Origin of the sequence: Pseudonocardia sp. HH130629-09 (genome assembly GCF_001294645.1) — a bacterium.
GTDB lineage: Bacteria > Actinomycetota > Actinomycetes > Mycobacteriales > Pseudonocardiaceae > Pseudonocardia.
In genome coordinates, this window is record NZ_CP011868.1 from 4,598,890 (window position 1) to 4,618,386 (window position 19,497).

16 protein-coding genes, 1 tRNA gene and 2 pseudogenes are annotated in these 19,497 nt (G+C 71.7%); 10 read left to right on the plus strand and 9 right to left on the minus strand.

Features of this window, described 5'->3' with window-relative positions; genetic code table 11:
- Window positions 1-41: 41 nt before the first annotated feature.
- Window positions 42-614, plus strand: a complete 573-nt coding sequence (locus XF36_RS21270) for a TetR/AcrR family transcriptional regulator (RefSeq protein WP_060713320.1) — start codon at window positions 42-44, stop codon at window positions 612-614.
- A 3-nt stretch (window positions 615-617) separates the two neighbouring features.
- Here the strand turns inward: XF36_RS21270 and XF36_RS21275 are convergent, their stop codons facing one another.
- Window positions 618-2,447, minus strand: a complete 1,830-nt coding sequence (locus XF36_RS21275) for a glycoside hydrolase family 15 protein (RefSeq protein ID WP_060713321.1) — start codon at window positions 2,445-2,447, stop codon at window positions 618-620.
- Window positions 2,444-3,859, minus strand: a complete 1,416-nt coding sequence (gene zwf / locus XF36_RS21280; RefSeq protein WP_060713322.1) for a glucose-6-phosphate dehydrogenase — start codon at window positions 3,857-3,859, stop codon at window positions 2,444-2,446. Before zwf ends, XF36_RS21275 begins: the two co-directional genes overlap by 4 nt.
- A 94-nt stretch (window positions 3,860-3,953) precedes the next feature.
- Between zwf and XF36_RS21285 the strand changes: the two genes are divergently transcribed.
- Both XF36_RS21285 and XF36_RS21290 read left to right on the plus strand, forming a co-directional pair.
- Complete coding sequence (locus XF36_RS21285; protein ID WP_020627555.1) at window positions 3,954-4,436, plus strand: cation:proton antiporter regulatory subunit; 483 nt, start codon at window positions 3,954-3,956, stop codon at window positions 4,434-4,436.
- A gap of 15 nt (window positions 4,437-4,451) precedes the next feature.
- Window positions 4,452-5,627 (plus strand): cation:proton antiporter, encoded by a 1,176-nt coding sequence (locus XF36_RS21290; RefSeq protein WP_060713323.1) that lies wholly within the window; start codon window positions 4,452-4,454, stop codon window positions 5,625-5,627.
- 44 nt (window positions 5,628-5,671) lie between these two features.
- Here the strand turns inward: XF36_RS21290 and rsmI are convergent, their stop codons facing one another.
- A complete protein-coding gene (rsmI, locus tag XF36_RS21295; protein ID WP_060713324.1) occupies window positions 5,672-6,547 on the minus strand; it encodes a 16S rRNA (cytidine(1402)-2'-O)-methyltransferase in 876 nt (291 codons plus the stop codon).
- 25 nt (window positions 6,548-6,572) lie between these two features.
- Between rsmI and XF36_RS21300 the strand changes: the two genes are divergently transcribed.
- The 3 genes from XF36_RS21300 to XF36_RS21310 all read left to right on the plus strand — a co-directional run bounded on the left by XF36_RS21300 (window position 6,573) and on the right by XF36_RS21310 (window position 9,827).
- Window positions 6,573-8,168, plus strand: a complete 1,596-nt coding sequence (locus XF36_RS21300; protein WP_060713325.1) for a dolichyl-phosphate-mannose--protein mannosyltransferase — start codon at window positions 6,573-6,575, stop codon at window positions 8,166-8,168.
- Between the two features lie 64 nt (window positions 8,169-8,232).
- Entirely contained in the window at window positions 8,233-8,799 is a 567-nt protein-coding gene (locus XF36_RS21305) for a copper resistance CopC family protein (protein WP_060713326.1), read from the plus strand.
- Window positions 8,800-8,858: 59 nt separating this feature from the next.
- A complete protein-coding gene (locus XF36_RS21310; RefSeq protein ID WP_060713327.1) occupies window positions 8,859-9,827 on the plus strand; it encodes a CopD family protein in 969 nt (322 codons plus the stop codon).
- A gap of 4 nt (window positions 9,828-9,831) precedes the next feature.
- Here XF36_RS21310 and XF36_RS21315 read toward each other — a convergent pair whose 3' ends face one another.
- On the minus strand, window positions 9,832-10,035 hold the full coding sequence (locus XF36_RS21315) for a hypothetical protein (RefSeq protein ID WP_060713328.1): 204 nt from the start codon (window positions 10,033-10,035) through the stop codon (window positions 9,832-9,834).
- 116 nt (window positions 10,036-10,151) lie between these two features.
- Here XF36_RS21315 and XF36_RS33425 point away from each other — a divergent pair, with 116 nt between their 5' ends.
- From XF36_RS33425 to XF36_RS21330, 3 genes are all read left to right on the plus strand, one after another.
- Window positions 10,152-10,286, plus strand: a complete 135-nt coding sequence (locus XF36_RS33425) for a winged helix-turn-helix transcriptional regulator (RefSeq protein ID WP_202968426.1) — start codon at window positions 10,152-10,154, stop codon at window positions 10,284-10,286.
- Window positions 10,287-10,637: 351 nt separating this feature from the next.
- On the plus strand, window positions 10,638-12,047 hold the full coding sequence (locus tag XF36_RS21325) for an IS1380 family transposase (protein WP_060713329.1): 1,410 nt from the start codon (window positions 10,638-10,640) through the stop codon (window positions 12,045-12,047).
- 294 nt (window positions 12,048-12,341) lie between these two features.
- Window positions 12,342-13,751, plus strand: coding sequence for an IS1380 family transposase (locus XF36_RS21330; RefSeq protein WP_060711311.1), 1,410 nt, complete (start codon window positions 12,342-12,344; stop codon window positions 13,749-13,751).
- A gap of 246 nt (window positions 13,752-13,997) precedes the next feature.
- Here XF36_RS21330 and XF36_RS30720 read toward each other — a convergent pair.
- Window positions 13,998-14,622 (minus strand): annotated as a pseudogene (locus XF36_RS30720) (IS256 family transposase); the annotation flags it as partial.
- Window positions 14,623-14,744: 122 nt separating this feature from the next.
- Between XF36_RS30720 and XF36_RS21345 the strand changes: the two are divergent.
- Window positions 14,745-15,542, plus strand: coding sequence for a transposase family protein (locus XF36_RS21345; RefSeq protein WP_145981407.1), 798 nt, complete (start codon window positions 14,745-14,747; stop codon window positions 15,540-15,542).
- A gap of 21 nt (window positions 15,543-15,563) precedes the next feature.
- Here XF36_RS21345 and XF36_RS21350 read toward each other — a convergent pair.
- The 4 genes and pseudogenes from XF36_RS21350 to glpR form a co-directional block, all read right to left on the minus strand.
- A pseudogene (locus XF36_RS21350) lies at window positions 15,564-16,157 on the minus strand (IS256 family transposase); the annotation flags it as partial.
- A gap of 122 nt (window positions 16,158-16,279) precedes the next feature.
- The gene (locus XF36_RS21355; protein ID WP_238589343.1) at window positions 16,280-17,491 is read right to left on the minus strand and encodes an IS256 family transposase; all 1,212 of its coding nucleotides are present in this window, start codon (window positions 17,489-17,491) and stop codon (window positions 16,280-16,282) included.
- Window positions 17,492-18,019: 528 nt separating this feature from the next.
- Window positions 18,020-18,095 (minus strand) — tRNA-Ala (locus XF36_RS21360).
- 52 nt (window positions 18,096-18,147) lie between these two features.
- Window positions 18,148-19,374: a gephyrin-like molybdotransferase receptor GlpR gene (glpR, locus tag XF36_RS35295; RefSeq protein WP_145981444.1), complete on the minus strand. Its 1,227-nt coding sequence runs from the start codon at window positions 19,372-19,374 to the stop codon at window positions 18,148-18,150.
- Between the last annotated feature and the right edge of the window lie 123 nt (window positions 19,375-19,497).

A 19,497-nucleotide genomic window follows, 5' to 3' on the forward strand; every position in this document is an offset into this window, starting at 1 on the left:
TATCCGGAGGTCGGGGGCCGGGCGGTGCCATAGTGGCGCCCATGGACCGGTGTGAACAGGAGCGCGAGGCACTCCTCGACGCGGCCCTGCAGCAGTGGGCGGACGGCGGCTGGACGGCCGTCGACCCGCGGGAGGCCGTGCGCCGGTCGGGGGTCCCGGCCTCCTGCGCGGCCGAGTTCACCTCGGGCGCCGAGCTCGTCTGCGCGGTGTTCGACCACATCGTCGACGACCGCTCGGCGAACATGCTGCGGTCCTTCGCCGAGGCGGCCGCCGCCGGCAGCTCCCCGATCGACCGGTTCCGGGTCATGACGACGGTGATGCTCGACGACGTCGTCCGCGACCCGCGCCGCGCCGTCGTCCTCGCCGACGCGATCGGCTGCCCGCCGCTGGTGGCGCGGCGCCGCAGCGCCAACCGCGGGTTCGCCGAGATCGTCGCCTCCCAGCCGGTCGGCGACGGCGTCGAGCCGGACGACCTGCGCCTGGCGGGGCACTTCGTCATCGGCGGGCTCGCCGAGATCGTCCTGGCCTGCGTCGACCCGCACAGCCCGGTGGACCGGGAGCGGGCGATCGAGCACGGCGCCAAGCTGCTCGAGGCCTGCGCGACCACCCGCTGAGGCTCAGCCCAGCGCCCGGTCCAGGTTGATCGCGGAGCTGATCAGCGACAGGTGGGTGAACGCCTGGGGGAAGTTGCCCAGCTGCTCCCCGGTCAGGCCGATCTCCTCGGCGTAGAGACCCAGGTGGTTGCCGTAGGAGAACATCTTCTCCAGCGCGATCCGGGCCTGTTCGAGGCGCCCGGCCCTGGTCATCGCCTCGACGTTCCAGAACGAGCACATCGAGAACGTGCCCTCCTCGCCGTCGAGGCCGTCGGGCGAGTCCTCGACGTCGTAGCGGAACACCAGGGTGTCGACGACGAGGTCGTCGTTGATCGCGTCCAGGGTCGCGAGGAACCGCGGTTCGGTGGGCGCGCAGAACTTGACCATCGGCATGAGCAGCACCGACGCGTCCAACGTGCGGGCGCCGTAGCGCTGGACGAACGACCCGCGCGGCGGCACGTCGGGGTCCCAGCCGCGGTCCATGATCTGGTGGTAGATCTCGTCGCGGGTGGCGGTCCAGGCCCCGACGTCGCCGGGCAGGCCGCGCCGGCGGGCCATCCGGATCATCCGCTCGACCGCGACCCAGCACATGAGCCGGGAGAACACGTGGTCCTGGCGGCCGGCCCGGGTCTCCCAGATACCCTCGTCGGGCGAGTCCCAGTGCTCGCGCAGCCAGTCGAGGATCGTGCAGAGGTTCGTCCAGTCCTCGTGGCCGACGCCGTCGCCGTACTTGTCGTACAGGTAGACCGAGTCGATGATCTCGCCGTAGATGTCGAGCTGCAGCTGCGCCGAGGCGCCGTTGCCGGCCAGCACCGGGCGCGAACCGCGGTAGCCCTCGAGGTGGTCGAGTTCCACCTCGTCGGGGGTCTCGTCGCCGTCGATCGTGTACATGACGCGCAGCGGGCCCTGGTCTCCGTCGCGGGTGCTCCCGAAGCGTCCGGACAGCCACGCGATGAACGCGCCGGCCGCCTCGGTGAACCCGAGCCGCAGCAACGCGTAGAGGGTGAAGGCGGCGTCGCGCATCCAGACGTAGCGGTAGTCCCAGTTCCGCTCGCCGCCGAGCTGCTCGGGCAGCCCCATCGTCGGCGACGCGATCACCGCGCCGGTCGGCTCGTGGGTGAGCAGCTTGAGGGTGAGCGCGGAGCGGTGCACGCGCTCGCGCCACCGCCCGGTGTACGACGAGTGCGCCAGCCAGTCCTTCCAGAACGCGACAGTCCCGGTGAACAGTGCCTCCGCGGCGTCGTCGCAGGCGGTGGGCTCCTCGGCAGCGTCGACCTCCAGCACGAACACCTCGGTGCGCCCCTCGGCAGTGCGGAACTCCGCGCCCGCGGCGTGGTCGGTGATCTCCAGCTCCACCGACGACGTCAGGTCCAGGGTGACGCCGCTGCCGGTGAACCGGATCCCGGCCCCGGCGGTCTCCACCTTCGGGGTCTCGCGGGCGTAGTCCGGCCGGGGCACGACCTCGACCGCCATTGGCACCGAGCCGCGGACGCCGGTGACCCGCCGGACCAGGCGCTGCCGGTGGTCCGGGTCGTGCGGGCGCAGCAGGGACATGAAGTCCTGCACCTCGACGATGCCGTCGGAGGTGAGGAAACGGGTGATGAGGATGGTGGAGTCGGGGTAGTAGAACTGCTGCTGGCTGGCGAGCTCGGTCTCGTCGACGCAGGGCGCGAGCCGCCAGTGCCCGCCACGGCCGGCGTCGAGCAGCGAGGCGAACACGCTGGGCGCGTCGAACCGGCCGGGACAGAACCAGTCGACGGTGCCGTCGGTGCCGACCAGCGCCGCGGAGCGCAGGTCCCCGACGATCCCGTGCTCGGCGATCGGCAGCTGGTCGGCGGAGCGCGTGGGACTCACTCCGGCACCCGCCAGCCACGCGGGCCGGGCAGGTCGAGCGCGTCCTGCGGGCCCCAGGAGCCGTCGTCGTAGGTCTGGGTCGGGGGCGGGTCGGCGAGCACCGGGTCGCACAGCTCCCAGAGCCGCTCGACCTCCTCGGTCGTGGTGAACAGGGTGCGGTCGCCCTTCATCACGTCCAGGAGCAGCCGCTCGTAGGCCTCCAGGGCGTCGTCGGGGTCACCGACGCCGTCGAGGTCCAGCCGCATCCGGCCGCGGCCGACCTTCAGCTCCGGGCCGGGCACCTTCGCCCGCACGTCGAGCTCGGCGGTGACCTGGTCGGCCAGCTCGATGGCCAGCTCGGTCGGGGCGCTGCCGGTGGCGGCGCCGGTGAACGAGCCGCCCGGGAACATCGTCAGCGCCGGCTCGTCGAAGCCGATGGTGACGGTGCGCCGGGTCGCGCCCATCTTCTTCCCGGTGCGCAGGAAGAACGGGACCCCGAACCAGCGCCAGTTGTCGACGTAGGCCTCCAGCGCGACGAACGTCTCGGACTCCGAGTCGTCCGCGACCCCGTCCTCGTCGCGGTAGGAGGCGTACTGACCGAACACCACCCGTGACGGGTCGATCCGCCGGACGGAGTGGAAGACCTTCGCCTTCTCCGCGTGGAGCGCGTCCGGAGCGATCTCGTACGGCGGCTCCAGCGCCACGAACCCGAGGATCTGGAACAGGTGGGTGGAGATCATGTCCCGGAACGTGCCGGTGGACTCCATGAACGACGCCCGGCCCTCGATCCCGATCTCCTCGGGGACGTCGATCTGCACGTAGCGGATGTTCTGCCGGTTCCAGACCGGCTCGAACAGGCCGTTGGCGAAGCGCAGCGCGAGGATGTTCTGCACCGACTCCTTGCCCAGGAAGTGGTCGATGCGGAAGATGTCGGCCTCGTCGTAGACCTCCTTCAGGCCCGCGTTGAGCTCCTTCGCGGACTCCAGGTCGGTGCCGAACGGCTTCTCCAGCACCAACCGGGAGCGCTCGGCGAGGCCGGTCTCCCCCAGCATCGCGACCATCGGGGTCATCGCCGTCGGCGGCACGGACAGGTAGACGAGCCGGCGGACCTCGGCGCCGCCACCGGCCAGCTCCTTCTCGGCGGCGAGGACGGCGTCGACGAGGTCGGCGCCGTCGTCGGCGTCGGAGACGACGAAGCTCAGCCGGGGCGCGAAGTCGTCCCAGCCGGTGTCGTCGGGCAGGGCGCCGCGGATGCGGTCGCGGAACGCGTCGTCGGAGCCGGGCGAGTGCCGACCGGACCCGATCACCCGGAAGTCCTCGGGCAGCAGTCCCTCGTTCTGCAGGTGGAGCAGACCCGGGAAGAGCTTGCGCTTCGCGAGGTCGCCGGTGGCGCCGAACAGCACGATCACGTGTGGGGGCAGGTCCGAAGGCATGGTCCCGGGCTACCCCCGGCCGGGCCCGGCCATTCGGCGGCCCGGTCACGAGCGTGTTTCCACCGGCCGGTCCGCGCGGCGTACCGTTGCAGGTGTGAACGTCGACGTGACACCGCTGCCCGGGATCGGGGTGCGCAAGGAGATCGAGCTGCGCAACGGCCGCAGGGTCGGGGTCATCGCGCACCGCGACGGGAAGGTCGACCTGATCCTCTCCCGTGCCGACGACCCGGACGCCTGCGTCGCCGAGCTGCCGCTGACCACCGAGGAGGCGGGCGCCCTGGCGAACCTGCTCGGCGCCCCGCAGCTGGTCAACCAGCTGAAGGACGAGCACGCGGACGTACCGGGCATCACCACCCGCAAGATGCCGATCAAGCTCAACAGCCCGTTCGACGGCCGCCCGCTGGGCGACACCGCGCTGCGCACCCGCACCCAGGTCTCGGTGGTCGCCATCATGCGTGCCGGCCAGGTGATCCCGTCGCCGACGCCGGCCCACGTGCTGGCCGCCGGGGACATCGTGATCGCCGTGGGCACGGCCGAGAAGCTGGAGCAGGCCGCCGACATCCTCGCCCACGGCTGAGGCCGCCCGCAGGCCGTGGACCACACCGCACTGGAACTGCTGGAGCTCGGCGCCGTCTTCTTCGGGCTCGGCCTGCTGGGCCGGCTCGCCCAGCGGATCGCGCTGTCCCCCATCCCGCTCTACCTGCTCGGCGGCCTCGCGTTCGGCGCGGGCGGGATCATCCCGCTCGGCGACATCGGCGACTTCACCTCGCTCGCCGGCGAGGTCGGCGTCGTGTTGCTGCTCCTGCTGCTCGGGTTGGAGTACTCCGCGGTCGAGCTGGTCACCGGGCTGAAGCGGTCCTGGACCGCCGGGATCGTCGACATCGTGCTCAACGCCGCGCCGGGCGTCGCGGTCGCGCTGATCCTGGGCTGGGGCGTGATCGGGGCGATGGTGCTGGGCGGGGTCACCTACATCTCCTCCTCCGGGATCGTCGCGAAGGTCCTGTCCGACCTGGGCAGGCTCGGCAACCGGGAGACGCCGGTGGTGCTGTCGGTGCTCGTGTTCGAGGACCTCGTGATGGCGCTCTACCTGCCGATCCTCACCGCGCTGCTGCTCGGCGTGACGCTGTGGGGCGGGATCAGCGCGGTCGCGGTGTCGCTCGCGGTGATCTCCGTGGTGCTCGTGGTCGCGCTGCGCTACGGCCGCTACGTCTCCGCGGTCGTCGACTCCGACGACCGCGAGGTCTTCCTGCTCAAGGTGCTCGGTGCCGCGCTGCTGGTCGCCGGGTTCGCCCAGGCGATGCAGGTGTCGGCGGCGGTCGGCGCCTTCCTGCTGGGCATCGCGATCTCCGGCTCGACCGCGGAGAACGCCACCAAGCTGCTGGAACCGCTGCGCGACCTGTTCGCCGCGGTGTTCTTCGTGGTGTTCGGGCTCTCGACCGACCCGCGGGCGATCCCGCCGGTGCTCGGCTGGGCGCTGGTGCTCGCCGTGTCGACCGCGGCCACCAAGTACGCGACGGGCTGGTGGGCGGCGAAGCGGGCGCGGATCGGGCGGATGGGCCGGGCCCGCGCCGGTGCGGCGCTGATCGCCCGCGGCGAGTTCTCGATCGTCATCGCCGGGCTCGCCGTCGGCTACGCGGCCGTCCCCGCCGAGCTGTCCGCGCTGGCCACGGCGTACGTGCTGATCATGGCGGTGCTGGGCCCGATCGCCGCGCGCTACGTCGAGCCGGTCATGCGGGCGATCCCGACGCGCACCCCCGCGACCGCCTGACCGCCCGCCCCGCCCTTCCCGGGCCCGCCCTTCCCGCCGCGCTGTCAGTCCCGGGCGGCGAGGGTCGCGTTGTAGAGGTCCCGCTTCGGCACGCCCGCGGCCTCGGCGACGGCGGCGACGGCGTCCTTGAGGCGCTCGCCGTCGTCGGTGCGCTCACGCACGGCGTCGACCAGCGACTCCACCGGCGGCGCCTCGCGGGCCTCGGCACCGGCCAGCACCACGGTCACCTCGCCGAGCACGTCGCCGGACGTCGCCCAGGCGTGCAGCTCGGCCAGGGTGCCGCGCACGACCTGCTCGTGGGTCTTGGTCAGCTCCCGGCACACCGCGGCACGGCGGTTCTCCCCCAGCACGACGACGGCGTCGGCGAGAGTGTCCGCGGTCCGCCGCGGGGACTCGAAGAACACCACGGCGCGGCGCTCGTCGCGCAGGGTCTCCAGCCACCGGCGGCGCTCGCCGGAGCGGCGCGGCGGGAAGCCGTCGAAGCAGAACCGCTCGCACGGCAGCCCGGACAGGACCAGCGCGGTGGTCACCGCGGAGGGGCCGGGCGCGCAGGTGACCGGCAGGTCCTCCGCGGCGGCCGCGGCGACGAGCCGGTAGCCCGGGTCGGAGACGGCGGGCATGCCGGCGTCGGACACCACCAGCACGGTCGCGCCGTCGCGGACCGCGGACAGCAGGCCGGGCAGCCGCTCGGCCTCGACGGCGTCGTAGTGGCTGACGATCCGGCCCGTGTAGGTGACCGGCAGCGCCGCGGCGAGGGTCCGGAACCGGCGGGTGTCCTCGGCGGCGATGACGTCGGCGGTGGCGATGAGCTCCCGCAGCCGCGGCGACGCGTCCCGCGGGTCGCCCAGCGGGGTCGCCGCCAGGACCAGGCGACCGGTCGTCGTGGCCGTGTCGGGCGTGGAGTCGGGGGCGGGAGTCACGTCGGCCAGCCTACGATCGGACGCGATGGCCACCACGAGCGCCGATGCCGGGAGCCGGGTCGCCGGAGCGGCACCCGAACCCGGTCTGACCCCGCGCGGCACCCCGCCACCGCTGCGCCGCGCCGATCCCGGCCCGGTGGCGCGGCTCGGCGCCCCGCCACCGTCGGACCGGCTGCGGGGCTGGCTGGTCACCGCGGGGGTGGTGCTGGTCGCGGCGCTGCTGCGCTTCTACGACCTGGGTGAGCCCACCGACCGCGGAACGCCCGTCTTCGACGAGAAGCACTACGTCCCGCAGGCCTGGGACATGGTCCGCAACGGCGGGGTGGAGAGCAACCCCGGCTACGAGAAGATCGTCCACCCGCCGCTGGCGAAACAGCTGATCGCGCTGGGCCAGATGGTCTTCGGCTACGACGGCGTCGGCTGGCGGGCCTCGGCCGCGCTGGCCGGGGTGCTCACCGTGCTGCTCGTCGTCCGGGCCGGACGGCGCCTCACCCGCTCGACGGCGCTGGGCGGGCTGGCCGGGCTGCTGCTGTGCGCCGACGGGCTGTCGCACGTGCAGTCGCGGATGGGGATGCTCGACGTCTTCTCCGCGCTGTTCGTGGTGGCCGCGTTCGCCGCACTGCTCGCCGACCGCGACGACGTCCGCGGCAGGATGGCACGCGTCGTCGCGCAGGGGCGGGTCGGCGACACCGTGTGGGGCCCGCGCTGGGGTGTGCGCTGGTGGCGGGTGGCCGCGGGCGTCTCCCTCGGCCTGGCGTGCGCGGTGAAGTGGAACGGCGCCTACTACGTCGCCGCGTTCGGGCTCCTGTGCGTGCTGTGGGACGTCTCGGTGCGCCGCCGCGCCGGGGTCGCCCGGCCGTGGGTGGGGACGATGGTGCGCGACGTCGCCCCCGCGCTGTGGGCGCTCGTCCTGATCCCGGCGCTGACCTACCTCGGGTCCTGGTGGGCGTGGTTCGGCAGCGAGACCGGCATCGACCGCCATGAGGTCGGCCGGGAGATCGGCACCGGCGGGGCGTTCGCCTGGGTGCCCGACGCCCTGCGGTCGCTCTGGTACTACCACGGTCAGGTCCTCGCCTTCCACGAGAACCTGACGACCCAGTCCGCCGGGGCGCACCCGTGGGAGTCCAAGCCCTGGACCTGGCCGATGGGGCTGCGGCCGATGCTCTACCGCTACGCCGACGACGCGACCGGCTGCGGGGAGACCGACTGCGTCTCCGCGGTGATGCTGATCGGCACCCCCGCGCTGTGGTGGCCGGCGATCCCGGTGCTGCTCTGGGGGCTGTGGCGGGCGGTGACCCGGGTCGACTGGCGGTGGGCCGCGGTGCTCGTCGGCTACGGCGCCGGGTTCGTCCCGTGGTTCTTCAACATCGACCGGCAGATGTACTTCTTCTACATGATGCCGGTGGTGCCGTTCCTGGTTCTGGGCGTCGTGCTGGCGATGGGACAGATGCTGGGCCACTCCCGGATGAGCGCGCGCCGACGCCGCAACGGGCTGCTCGTCGTCGCGACGTGGGTGGCGCTGATCGGGGTCAACTTCGTGTGGCTGTGGCCGATCCTGGTCGGCGACCCGATCACCGCGGCGCACTGGCAGGCCGAGCTGTGGCTGCCGTCCTGGCGCTGACCGCTGCTGCTCCGTTCGGGTGACATCGGGAACCGTCGCGACCGGTACGACGACCGACCGGGGCGTGAGCCCCGTTCTCCGCCGCCTCGCGGTCGCCCTCCCCGCCGTGCTGCTCGCCCTCGTCGTCGGGGCCGCGCCGGCCTGGGCGCACACCGAGCTCGAGTCCAGCAGTCCCGCCGCGAACGCGCAGGTCGGCACCTCGCCGACGTCGGTGTCGCTGACCTTCTCCGAGGAGATCGCGGCCGCCGACGCCACCGTCGCGGTGACCGGCCCCGGTGGCACCGACTACGCGGCGGGGCCCGCCACCGGCGACGGCGCCACCCTCACCGTGCCGCTGCGCCCGCTCGGTGCGGCCGGCGGCTACACGATCACCTACCGGGTGGTCTCCGACGACGGCCACCCCGTCTCGGGCACGGTGCCGTTCACCCTCACCTCCCCCGGGCCGGGCGCGGCCGCCGCGACCCCGGGGCACACCTCCGCGGCTGCGACCGCCGCCGAACCCGAGGCCGCGCCGCAGACCGTCCCCACCGCGGCCGACGACGGCGGCCCGCCGGTCTGGCCGTGGGGCGTGGCGGCCGTCGTGGTGATCGGGGCCGGGACAGCGTTCGCGCTGCGCCGGTCGCGGGGCTGACCATCGCCGGTCCCGTCCCCGGCGACGGCATCCCGGCCGACGCCGTACCGGGCGACGATGTGCCGGGCGACGGTGGCGCCGGGACACCGGGCGGCCGGGTGCGCGAGCCCACTCCGGCCGTCGCCGGGTGGGGTGCCGTGCTGCTCGGGGCCGCGGTCGTCGTCGCCGTGGTCACCGGCGGGATCGGGCCGGACGGGGTCGCCGCGGACCTCGCGCAGACCCTGGCGCGGGCCGCGGCCGACCTCCTCGCGGTCGTCGCGGCGGGGGCGGCGCTGGCCGTGCTGCTCGCCCCCGGCCGGACGCCGGGCGCGGACCGGGTGCTGAGCGCCGCCGCCCCGCTGTGGTCGGCCGTGCTGGTGGCGGAGACGTTCGTCCGCGGCGCGCTGGTGTCCGGTCGGAGGCTCGCCGAGGTCCGCGTACCGGACGTGCTGGCTTTCCTGACCGGGCCTCGCGCCGGGGCCGGTCAGCTCGTCGCGGTGGCCGCGGCGCTGGCGTTGGCCGGGGTCGCCGGGTCGCGGCCCGCGCGGCCGGGCACCGGCCCGGGGCCCGCCGCGCTCGCGCTGGTGCTGGTCGTCGTCGCGGCGGCGGCCCCGGCGGCGACCGGGCACACCGCGGCGTCCACGGTCGCCTGGCTCGCGGTGCCCGCGGTCGTCGTGCACGTCGCGGCGGCGCTGCTGTGGCTCGGCGGGCTGGGCGCAGTGCTGGTCACCGCCCGCGACGCGGACGTGCTCGCGGTCGCGCTGCCGCGGTTCTCCCGGCTCGCGCTCGGCGCCGTGGTGGCGTTGGGGGTGTCCGGGGCCCTCGCCGCCACCGCACGGCTCTCCGCACCCGTCGAGCTGGTCACGACCGCCTACGGCGCTGTCGTCGCCACCAAGGTCGTGCTGCTCGCGGTCGCCGCCGCACTCGGCGGCGTCACCCGGTCCCGGCTGCGGGCAGGGCGGCTCCCGGTGCTGGTGTGGGCCGCGGTGGAGGTGCTTGTGCTGGCCGGGGCGACCGGGGTGGCCGCCACGCTCACCCACACCGCCTGAGCGGTCAGCGGGTCGTCGCGGCGGCGAGCTGCGGCTCCAGCTGGTCGATCGCGTACAGCAACGCGTCCGGGCCGCCGTAGGACAACGCGCCGCCCAGCGGGTCGGAGAACGTCGTGTACAGCGTCCGGCCCTCACGGACGACGTCGAGTCGGGCGAACGGCACCGACGCCGTCATCGGCTGCTCGGTCGCGCCGTTGACGAACAGCACGTCGCGGTCGAGCAGGTCCAGCCGCTCCTCGCTGACGTCCCCGGAGTGCTCCTGCGTCGCGGAGCCGAGCGCGTCGAACAGTGCGCGCCGCGGGTCGCCGGCCGGTCTCCCAGCGCATGCTCACCCTCACCCTGCGCCAGCTCCACCAGGACGGCCTGATCACCCGCACCGCCTACGCCGAGGTCCCCCCGCGCGTCGAGTACGCCCTCGCCCCGCTGGGGCACGGCTCCACGAGATCGTCACGTCGCTGATCGGCTGGGCTGCCGACCACCACGACGAGATCCGTGCCAACCGCGAACGCGCCGCGGCGACCGGACGATGACCACCAGGCGAGCTGCCACGGACAGGACGCGATTCGCGGGTGGCCGACCGGGAGACCGCCCCGACTCGTGAGCGCCACCGCGTCCTGGTGCGCGACGGCCGGGTCGGCATCACCGATGTCGTCGTCCGATCAGGACGGGGGCCGGTCACGAACAGCTAGCCCGGGGCTTTCATCGCGGTTCGCCGAGCGGGGCGTGTCAGAAGGCTGGAGGGTGCCACTGACCAGCAAGGATGGGGATTGCTGAGGTCCCGTATCCGCGCGAATCAGGAGCACCCTCCAGGTGAAGAAGGCTATCGGGTTCTACTCGTGCCCGGACATCGACACGGCCGCGACAGCGGTGGTGTCGCATGCCGGGACGAGGCTGCTGACCGAGACCATCGGCAAGGTCGGGCTCGACCACGCTCTGTCGCAGGCGTTGGAACCGTGGCGGCCGCGGTTGGCGGTGCACGACCCGGCGAAGGTCCTGCTCGATCTCGCGTTGACGCTGGCCGCCGGCGGGGACTGCCTGTCCGACATCGCGCTGTTGCGTGCGGAGCCCGCTCTGTTCGGTCCGGTGGCCTCAGACCCGACGGTCTCCCGCACGGTAGATCGCCTCGCCGCCGACTCGACCGCGGTGTTGGCGGCGATCGATGCCGCCCGCGCCACGGCTCGGGCGAAGGTGTGGGCGCTGGCCGGTTCCGCCGCTCCCGACCACCAGACGGACGCGGCGAACCCGCTGGTCATCGACGTGGATGCCACCCTGATCACCGCCCACTCGGACAAGCAGGGCGCCGCACCGACGTTCAAGAAGGGCTTCGGGCACCATCCGTTGTGGGCGTTCTGCGACCACGGCGCGGCCGGGACCGGTGAGCCTCTCGCGGCGCTGCTACGCCCCGGGAACGCCGGGTCGAACACCGCCACCGACCACGTCACCGTCATCCGGGCGGCGCTGCGCCAGCTCCCCGACCACCGCCCGGGCAACCGTCCCGGCCGCAAAGTTCTGATCCGGGTCGACGGCGCAGGTGCCTCGCATGAGCTCCTCGACTGGCTGGCCGGGCAGCGTCTGTCCTATTCAGTCGGCTTCGGGCTGTCCCAGGCTCTGGTCGACCAGCTCGCCGCGCTCCCGGCCACGGACTGGCAGACCGCGCTCGATGCCGACCGCGAGCCCCGTCCCGGAGCCTGGGTCATCGAGGCGACCGGCCTGATGAACTTGACCTCCTGGCCGAAAGGGATGCGGGTGATCGTCCGCCGCGAGCGCCCGCACCCCGGCGCGCAGCTACGGATCACCGACCCGGACGGGTTGCGCTACACTGCATTCGCCACCAACACACACCCCGGTGGAGCGGGCCGCCAACTCGCCGACCTCGAGCTACGACACCGCCGCCGGGCCCGCGCCGAGGACCGCATCCGGGCGGCGAAGGACACCGGGCTGACCAACCTGCCCTTGCACGAGCTCGACCAGAACCGGATCTGGCAGGCCGTTGTCGCGCTCGCCTGCGAGATCACCGCCTGGGCGCAGATGCTCGCCTACACCGACCACCCGGCGCGGCGCTGGGAACCGAAACGACTCCGGCTGCGGCTGTTCTCCCAGCCCGCACAGCGAGCCCGGCACGCCCGCCGAACCGTCCTGCACCTGCCCGCCCACGCACCCTGGGCCAGGCTGCTCTGCGAAGGCCTCGCCCGGCTGCGCGCACTCGCCGTCCCCGGCTGAGCCCGACCCCGCCGTCACGACGACCCAGGACCCCGACCGGACCAGTGGAAACCGGCGCCCACCCGAGCGACCTCGGCTGAACTGTCACACCCGCCAGGCAGAATCAGCGCCACCACACCGACGAGCACCGGTGTCGATCAAGCCGGGACTGCCCGACGAAAGATCCGGGCTAGCCTGGGGCTTTCATCGCGGTTCGCCGAGTAGGGCGTGTCAGTGGGCTGGAGGGTGCCACTGACCAGCGAAGATGGGGATTGCTGAAGTCCTTATCGTCGCGCAGGCAGGAGCACCCTCCAGGTGAAGAAGGCTATCGGGTTCTACCCGTGCCCGGACATCGACACGGCTGCGACGACGGTGGTGTCTCACGCCGGGACGCGGCTGCTGACCGAGACCATCGCCAAGGTCGGCCTGGACCGAGCCCTGTCGGTTGGGCTGGAGCCGTGGCGGCCGCGGCTGGCGGTGCACGACCCGGCGAAGGTTCTGCTCGACCTCGCGCTCACCCTCGCCGCGGGCGGGGACTGCCTGTCCGACATCGCCCTGCTGCGTGCCGAGCCCACCCTGTTCGGTCTGGTGGCGTCGGACCCGACGGTCTCACGCACGGTCGACCGCCTCGCCGCCGACGGTGCCGCGGCGTTGGCCGCGATCGACACCGCCCGCGCCGCAGCACGGGCGAAGGCGTGGGCACTGGCCGGGCCCGCAGCCCCCGACCACCAGACGAACGCAGCGAAACCGCTGGTCATCGACGTGGACGCCACCCTGGTCACCGCCCACTCCGACAAGCAGGGCGCCGCACCGACGTTCAAGAAGGGCTTCGGCCACCATCCGTTGTGGGCGTTCTGCGACCACGGCGCGGCCGGAACCGGAGAGCCTCTCGCGGCGCTGCTGCGGCCGGGCAATGCGGGGTCGAACACCGCCGCCGATCACGTCACCGTCATCCGCGCCGCCCTGCGCCAGCTCCCCGACCACAAACCCGGCAACCGTCCCGGGCGGAAGGTACTGATCCGCATCGACGGTGCCGGCGCCTCCCACGAGCTCCTCGACTGGCTGACCGGGCAGCGCCTGTCCTACTCGGTCGGGTTCAGCCTCACCCAGGAACTGGTCGACCAGCTCGCCGCTCTCCCGGCTGCGGACTGGCAGACCGCGCTCGACGCCGACCGTGAGCCCCGCCCGGGCGCGTGGGTCATCGAGGCCACCGGCTTGATGAACCTGGGGACCTGGCCGGACGGGATGCGGGTGATCGTGCGCCGCGAACGCCCACACCCGGGCGCGCAGCTGCGGTTCATCGACCGGGACGGGTTGCGCTACACCGCGTTCGCCACCAACACCCGCCCCGGCGGCCCCGGCCGCCAACTCGCCGACCTCGAGCTGCGACACCGCCGCCGCGCCCGCGCCGAGGACCGCATCCGCGCGGCGAAGGACACCGGGCTCACGAACCTGCCACTGCACGAGCTCGACCAGAACCGGATCTGGCAGGCCGTGGTCGCGCTCGCCTGCGAGGTCACCGCCTGGGCGCAGATGCTCGCCTACACCGGGCACCCGGCACGCCGTTGGGAGCCGAAACGACTCCGGCTGCGGCTGTTCTCGATGCCCGCCCAGCGAGCCCGTCACGCCCGCCGAACCGTGCTGCACCTGCCTGCGCACGCACCCTGGGCCGAACTGCTCTGCGACGGCCTCGCCCGGCTGCGCACGCTCGCTGTTCCCGGCTGAGCACGAACCCTCCGTCGCGACGACCCAGGAAACCGACCGGACCCGTGGACCCGGCGCCCCGAGCGACCTCGGCCGAACTGTCACACCCAACGGGCACAATCAGGCCCCGCCACACCGGCCAGCACCGGTGTCGATCAAGCCAGGACTGCCCGACGAAAGATCCGGGCTAGGGTCTCGTCGTGTCACTCCGCATTTCCAGCGTCCTGAACGGGTCTGTAACAGGAACGGTGGTTCCGGCGTTGTTGGTCAGTAGTGCTCGGCGGACGGCCAGCGGTCACTGAAAGTGATCGCGAAGGCGTTGATCACCGGCTTCCAGCGGATCGTCCACCGTGCACGCCCCTTCCCGGTCGGGTCGAGGCCGCGGGTCACAAGATACAGGCATGTCAACGCGGCCGCCTCGCTGGGAAATGCCCTCGCGCTCGTACCGCTCGGCGGTATCGGGCGTTGAGTGATTCGATCGCGTTCGTCGAGCACAACACGGCACGGATCTCAGTGTGGTAGTCGAGGAACGGAACGAATTCGGGCCAGGCGTTGCGCCACAACCGGATCATCGCCGGGTCGGTTCGACCCATTTCTCGTCGAGGTCGTCGAGGTCGTCGAGGGCGGCCAGCGCCGTGTCGGCGGTGGGTGCGGTGTAGATCGCGCGAATGCCGCGTTCGATCGCATCGGTGTCGCGCCGCGAGGTCAACCGGAACGAATTCCTGATCAGGTGCACGATGCATGTCTGAACGATGGTCTGCGGCCACACGTTCTCCACGACTTCGGGCAGGCCCTTCGATCCGTCGCAGACCAGGAAGAACACATCGCGGACACCGCGGTTACGCAGATCGGTCAGCACCCCGAGCCAGAACTCCGCACCCTCTCCGCTACTGAGCCTTTGCCAACTTGATCTGTGCTGGTCAGCGGCTCTGCGGCGTGGCGTGTCCGTGAATTGGTGAAGCTCCTGGTAGACGGGCGATTGACTAGATCAACACGCCTGACCAGGAGCTTCACGTGCAGTCCTACCCGTCCGCGATGAACGTGTCCAGCCGCGTCATCCAACAGCTCGCCGACGCCCTGCGCGGCCACCGCAACCAGCTCGGCACCCGCTGGCGCAAGCTCTCCGCCGGCCGCCAGGCCCTGCTCGTGGTGGCGCATCTGCGCAAGAACGAGACCTACGCCGACCTCGCGGGCGGGTTCTGCGTCGGTACCTCGACCGCGTTCCGCTACATCCGCGAGGCGATCGCGCTGCTCGCCGACCTGGCCCCGAGCCTCGAGCAGGCGATCGAGGTCGCCCGCGGGAAGGCGTTCGTGATCCTCGACGGGAGCCTGCTGCGTATCGACCGGGTCGGGATGGGATCGGACTACAACGCCGGCTTCTACTCCGGCAAGCACAAGTGCCACGGCGTGAACGTGCAGGTCATCGCCGACCCGGCCGGCCGGCTGGTGTGGATCTCACCGGCGCTGCCCGGTGCCCGTCACGACATCGCCGCGGCCCGCCAGCACGGGATCATCGACGCCCTCGCCGACGCCGGCGTTCAGGCGATCGCCGACACCGCCTACCAAGGCGCCGGCAAACACGTCGTCGTCCCGCAGCGCAGGCGACGCCTGGACCGCGACACCGGCCGCTACCGGCCCCTGTCTGCAGCACAGAAGGAAGTCAACACCACTCACGCCCGCCAACGCGGGCCCGGTGAACGGGTCAACGCCGAGCTCAAGAACTGGCGGATCCTGCGGAAGATCTGCTCCAGCCCCAGCCACGCCACCGACCTCGTCGCCGCTGTTCAGACGCTCATGATCACCAACGTCTGATCAGGTTGGCAAACGCTCACTGCCGGCCCACAGGCCCAGCACGTCCTTACGGCCGTCGACGGTGACGCCGATCGCGGCGTAGACGGATCGGTTGGCGACCTGCCCGTCGCGAACCTTGACCATGATGGCGTCCACGAACACGGCGACGTATACCGCATCGAGTGGCCGCGACACCCAGTCCTGCATCTCGGTGATCACCGAGTCGGTGAACCGTGAGACGGTCTCCTTCGACACCGACGCCCCGTAGATCTCCGAGACATGCGCCAAGATCACCCCGGTCGTCACACCCTTCGCGTACAGCGACAACACGATCTCATCGACATCCCCCAACCGCCGTTGCCGTTTCCGCACGATCCGCGGTTCGAACGTCGGGTCGCGGTCTCTCGGGACCTCGATCTCGACCTCGCCGACAGCATCGGAGATGACCGTCTTCGACCGGTGACCGTTCCGGTTGTTCGTCGATTCCCGGTCCGGGTCGGCCCGGTTCTTGGCATGGCCGAGGTGCTCGGTCATCTCTTCGCCGAGCGCGGTCTCCAGCACGTTCTTGGTGAACAGCTTCAACAGCCCGTCCGGGCCGGTCAGCTCCAGCCCGCGCGCCCACGCGTCGGTCACCATCGCCGCCGCGGCGGCCTGCTCCGGGGAGAGCTGACGCCATGAACCCGTCTCATCCTTGGCTGAACCCACAAAGTCCGATGTCATCAGGGCCTGTCTCGTGATCGGTGTTTCGGCGTCGTTGCTCAGTAGGTCTCGGCTCCCGGCCAGCGGTCACCGAACGTGATGGCGAACGCGTTGATCACGGGCTTCCAACGCATCGTCCACCTCGTGCGGCCCGTCCCGGTCGGGTCCAGGCTGCGAGTCACAAGATACAAGCATTTCATCGCAGCCTGCTCAGTGGGGAAATGACCACGCGCCCGCACCGCGCGCCGGTAGCGGGCGTTAAGCGATTCGATCGCATTCGTAGAGCAGATCACCCTTCGAATCTCGACGTCGTAGTCCAAGAACGGCACGAACTCTTCCCACGCGTTGCGCCATAGCCGGATCATCGCCGCGTACTTACGGCCCCATTTCTCGTCGAGCTCATCCATAGCGATAAGTGCTGCATTCGGGTTGGGCGCGGCATAGATTGGTTTGATGTCGCGCTTCACCGCGTCCCAGTCCTGTCGACCCACCAGCCGGAAAGTGTTTCGGATCAGGTGCACGACGCAGGTTTGGACAATGGTTTGCGGCCACACGTTGGCCACGACCTCCGGGAGTCCTTTGAGGCCGTCGCAGACCAGGAACAGCACGTCACGCACGCCGCGGTTCTTCAGGTCGACCAGCACGCTCATCCAGAACTTCGCGCCCTCACTGCCGACGCCCATCCACAGCCCCAGCACGTCCTTGCAGCCGTCCACGGTGACGCCGATGGCTGCGTAGACCGGCCGGTTGGCGACCTGCCCGTCCCGGACCTTGACGTGGACAGCGTCGATGAACACCGCGGCGTACACCGAATCCAACGGCCGACCAACCCAGTCATTCATCTCGGCGACGACCTTGTCGGTGATCCGCGAGACCGTCTCCTTCGATACTGACGCCCCATAGATGTCAGCGAAATGTGCGGAAACCTCCCCGGTCGTCATCCCTTTCGCATACAGCGACAGTACGACCTCGTCGACATCTGTGAGGCGCCGCTGACGCTTCTTCACGATCTGCGGCTCGAAAGTGCTGGCCCTGTCTCTCGGAACGTCGATCTCCACGTCACCCGCGGCATCCGAGAGAACCGTCTTCGAGCGGGACCCGTTCCGCACGTTGGTGGATTCCCGGCCGGGGTCGGCCCGGTTCTTGTCGTGCCCGAGGTGCTCGGTCATCTCCTCGTTCAGCGCCGTTTCCAGAACATTCTTGGTAAAGAGCTTCAACAGGCCGTCCGGGCCGGTCAACGCCAGCCCGCGCGCCTTCGCCTCGGCCACCATCGCCGCCGCAGCGGCCCGCTCCGCCGACGCCTGCCGAGCAGGCTTCGGGTCACCCTCGCTTGGATCCACAAGGTCCGATGTCATCACTGTCCGTGCCCATCTCGCCGGACCTCAGCCCGGCGTGTCGGGCCGAAAACACCGATCTTGAAACAGTCCCGTGTCGGCCGGAACCACCGTTCCGTGCACAGGCCCGCATCGCGCGGCGGCTCGCGTTCCTCGACGCGCAGATCAACGCCGGCGACATCGAGTGCGGACAGGCCAAAGCACATCTGGACGACTGCCTCGCCCTCGCAGGCGACATGCACGCCATCTACATGAGCATCGACGACTCACTACGCCGGATCGCCAACCAAGCCTTCTTCGACAAGCTCATCGTCACCGACGACGACACCATCCACAGCAAGCCCGGCGTGCCGTTCAACGTGTTCCTCGACCGCGACGTCCAGACCCTCGCCGTCCCCCAGCAGCGGCGGACGGCCGAATCCGGAACTCAAACCGGTGATATCGGCGGTTTGAACAACGACCTTCTGGTGGAGCTGAGGGGAATCGAACCCCTGACCTTCTCGATGCGAACGAGACGCGCTACCAACTGCGCTACAGCCCCAGGTATATCAGGCCCGCCCTCGCGGGCTGACCTGAGGAACCCTAACAGACCCCTACTCCCCCACCGCACGCCGGTGGGGGGTACCGGCGTCGAACTCGTCGGGCTCCTCCTCGGCGTCCACGTCGACCAGCGACGTCCCGGCCGGGACGGGCGGCGGCGGGGCAGCGGCGAGGCGCGGGAGCGACGACTCGTGCTCGGTCCCGACGGGCCCCTCGACGGTGCGTCCGCGAGCCGGGAGCACGCCCAGTGGCTCGCCGGTGCCGCGGACGCGGGTGGGCTCGCCGTCGTCGGCGGTCCAGTCGTCGTCCTCGTCGGTGCCCGCGGTGTCGGGGGCGGCGGTCGCGCGGATCTCGTCGTCGGCCCGCCCGGTGGAGGCCTCGCGGCCGCGGTGGGCCCACTCGTCGAGCTCGGGGTCGTCGGCGGCCGGGGACTGCCGGGTGCCGGCCAGGCGTGCGGCACGGCGGGCCCGGATGCCCTCCTCGATGCGGACCTGGCGACGCAGGTAGGTCAGGTAGCCGACCAGGCCGGCGCCGACGACGCCGGTGACCCACCAGAACACCGTCGAGACCAGCAGCGCGGCCGCGCCGGCGGCGAGCAGCAGCACGAGCAGACCGAGGACGACGCGCTGGCGGAATGCGTACTTGGCGTGCGCGGCCGCGGCGGCGGCCTCCGGGTCGAAGCCCCCGCGGCCGGGGCGGTAGCGGGCCGGCGGGCGGGACCAGCCGTCCTCGTCGACCTCGCCGATCCCGTCGGCGTCGATCCCGTGCTCGTCGTCTGCGTCGACGAGGTCGGCGGGTGCGTGGTCCTCGTCGGACCGGGGGTCGCGCTCCCGGTCCGACCGGACCCGCTCGTCGAGGCCGGCGTCGTCGTGGTCCACGAGGTCGTGGTCGAGATCGGCGCGGTCGAGATCGTCATCGCGATCGTCGAGGTCGTCGAGATCGGCCCCCCCGGGACCGCGGACCCGGCCGTCGTCGTCGATCTCGGCGTCGTCGTAGACGTCCTCGGCGTCGTCGTAGGCGTACTGGTCGGCCTCGTCGGAGCGCCCACGGGGAGCGGGGACGTCGTCCCGCGCCTCCGCCAGCTCGCCGACCGTGGTCGGACCGGATCGCTGTGTCACAAGAACCTCCGGGTGTCGATGCCGCGCGGGACGTTCCAGCACCCGCCCGGACAGCAGCGCCGGGCTGAGCCGGGCCACTTCCTGCTGGCGCCGGGCGACGGTCGGAACGAGGATCAGCAGCCAGAGCACGACCAGACCCACGAAGATCACAGAGCTGGGCACGGCTGCCTCCTCCCCGACCGGCGCAGTCCACCCGGTGGAACGGCCCCGACCCGCGCCACCACCGATCACCGTAATCGGGCGTGTGCCCGTACCCGGGCCGCGACGCGCCGTGGTCCCTCGGAC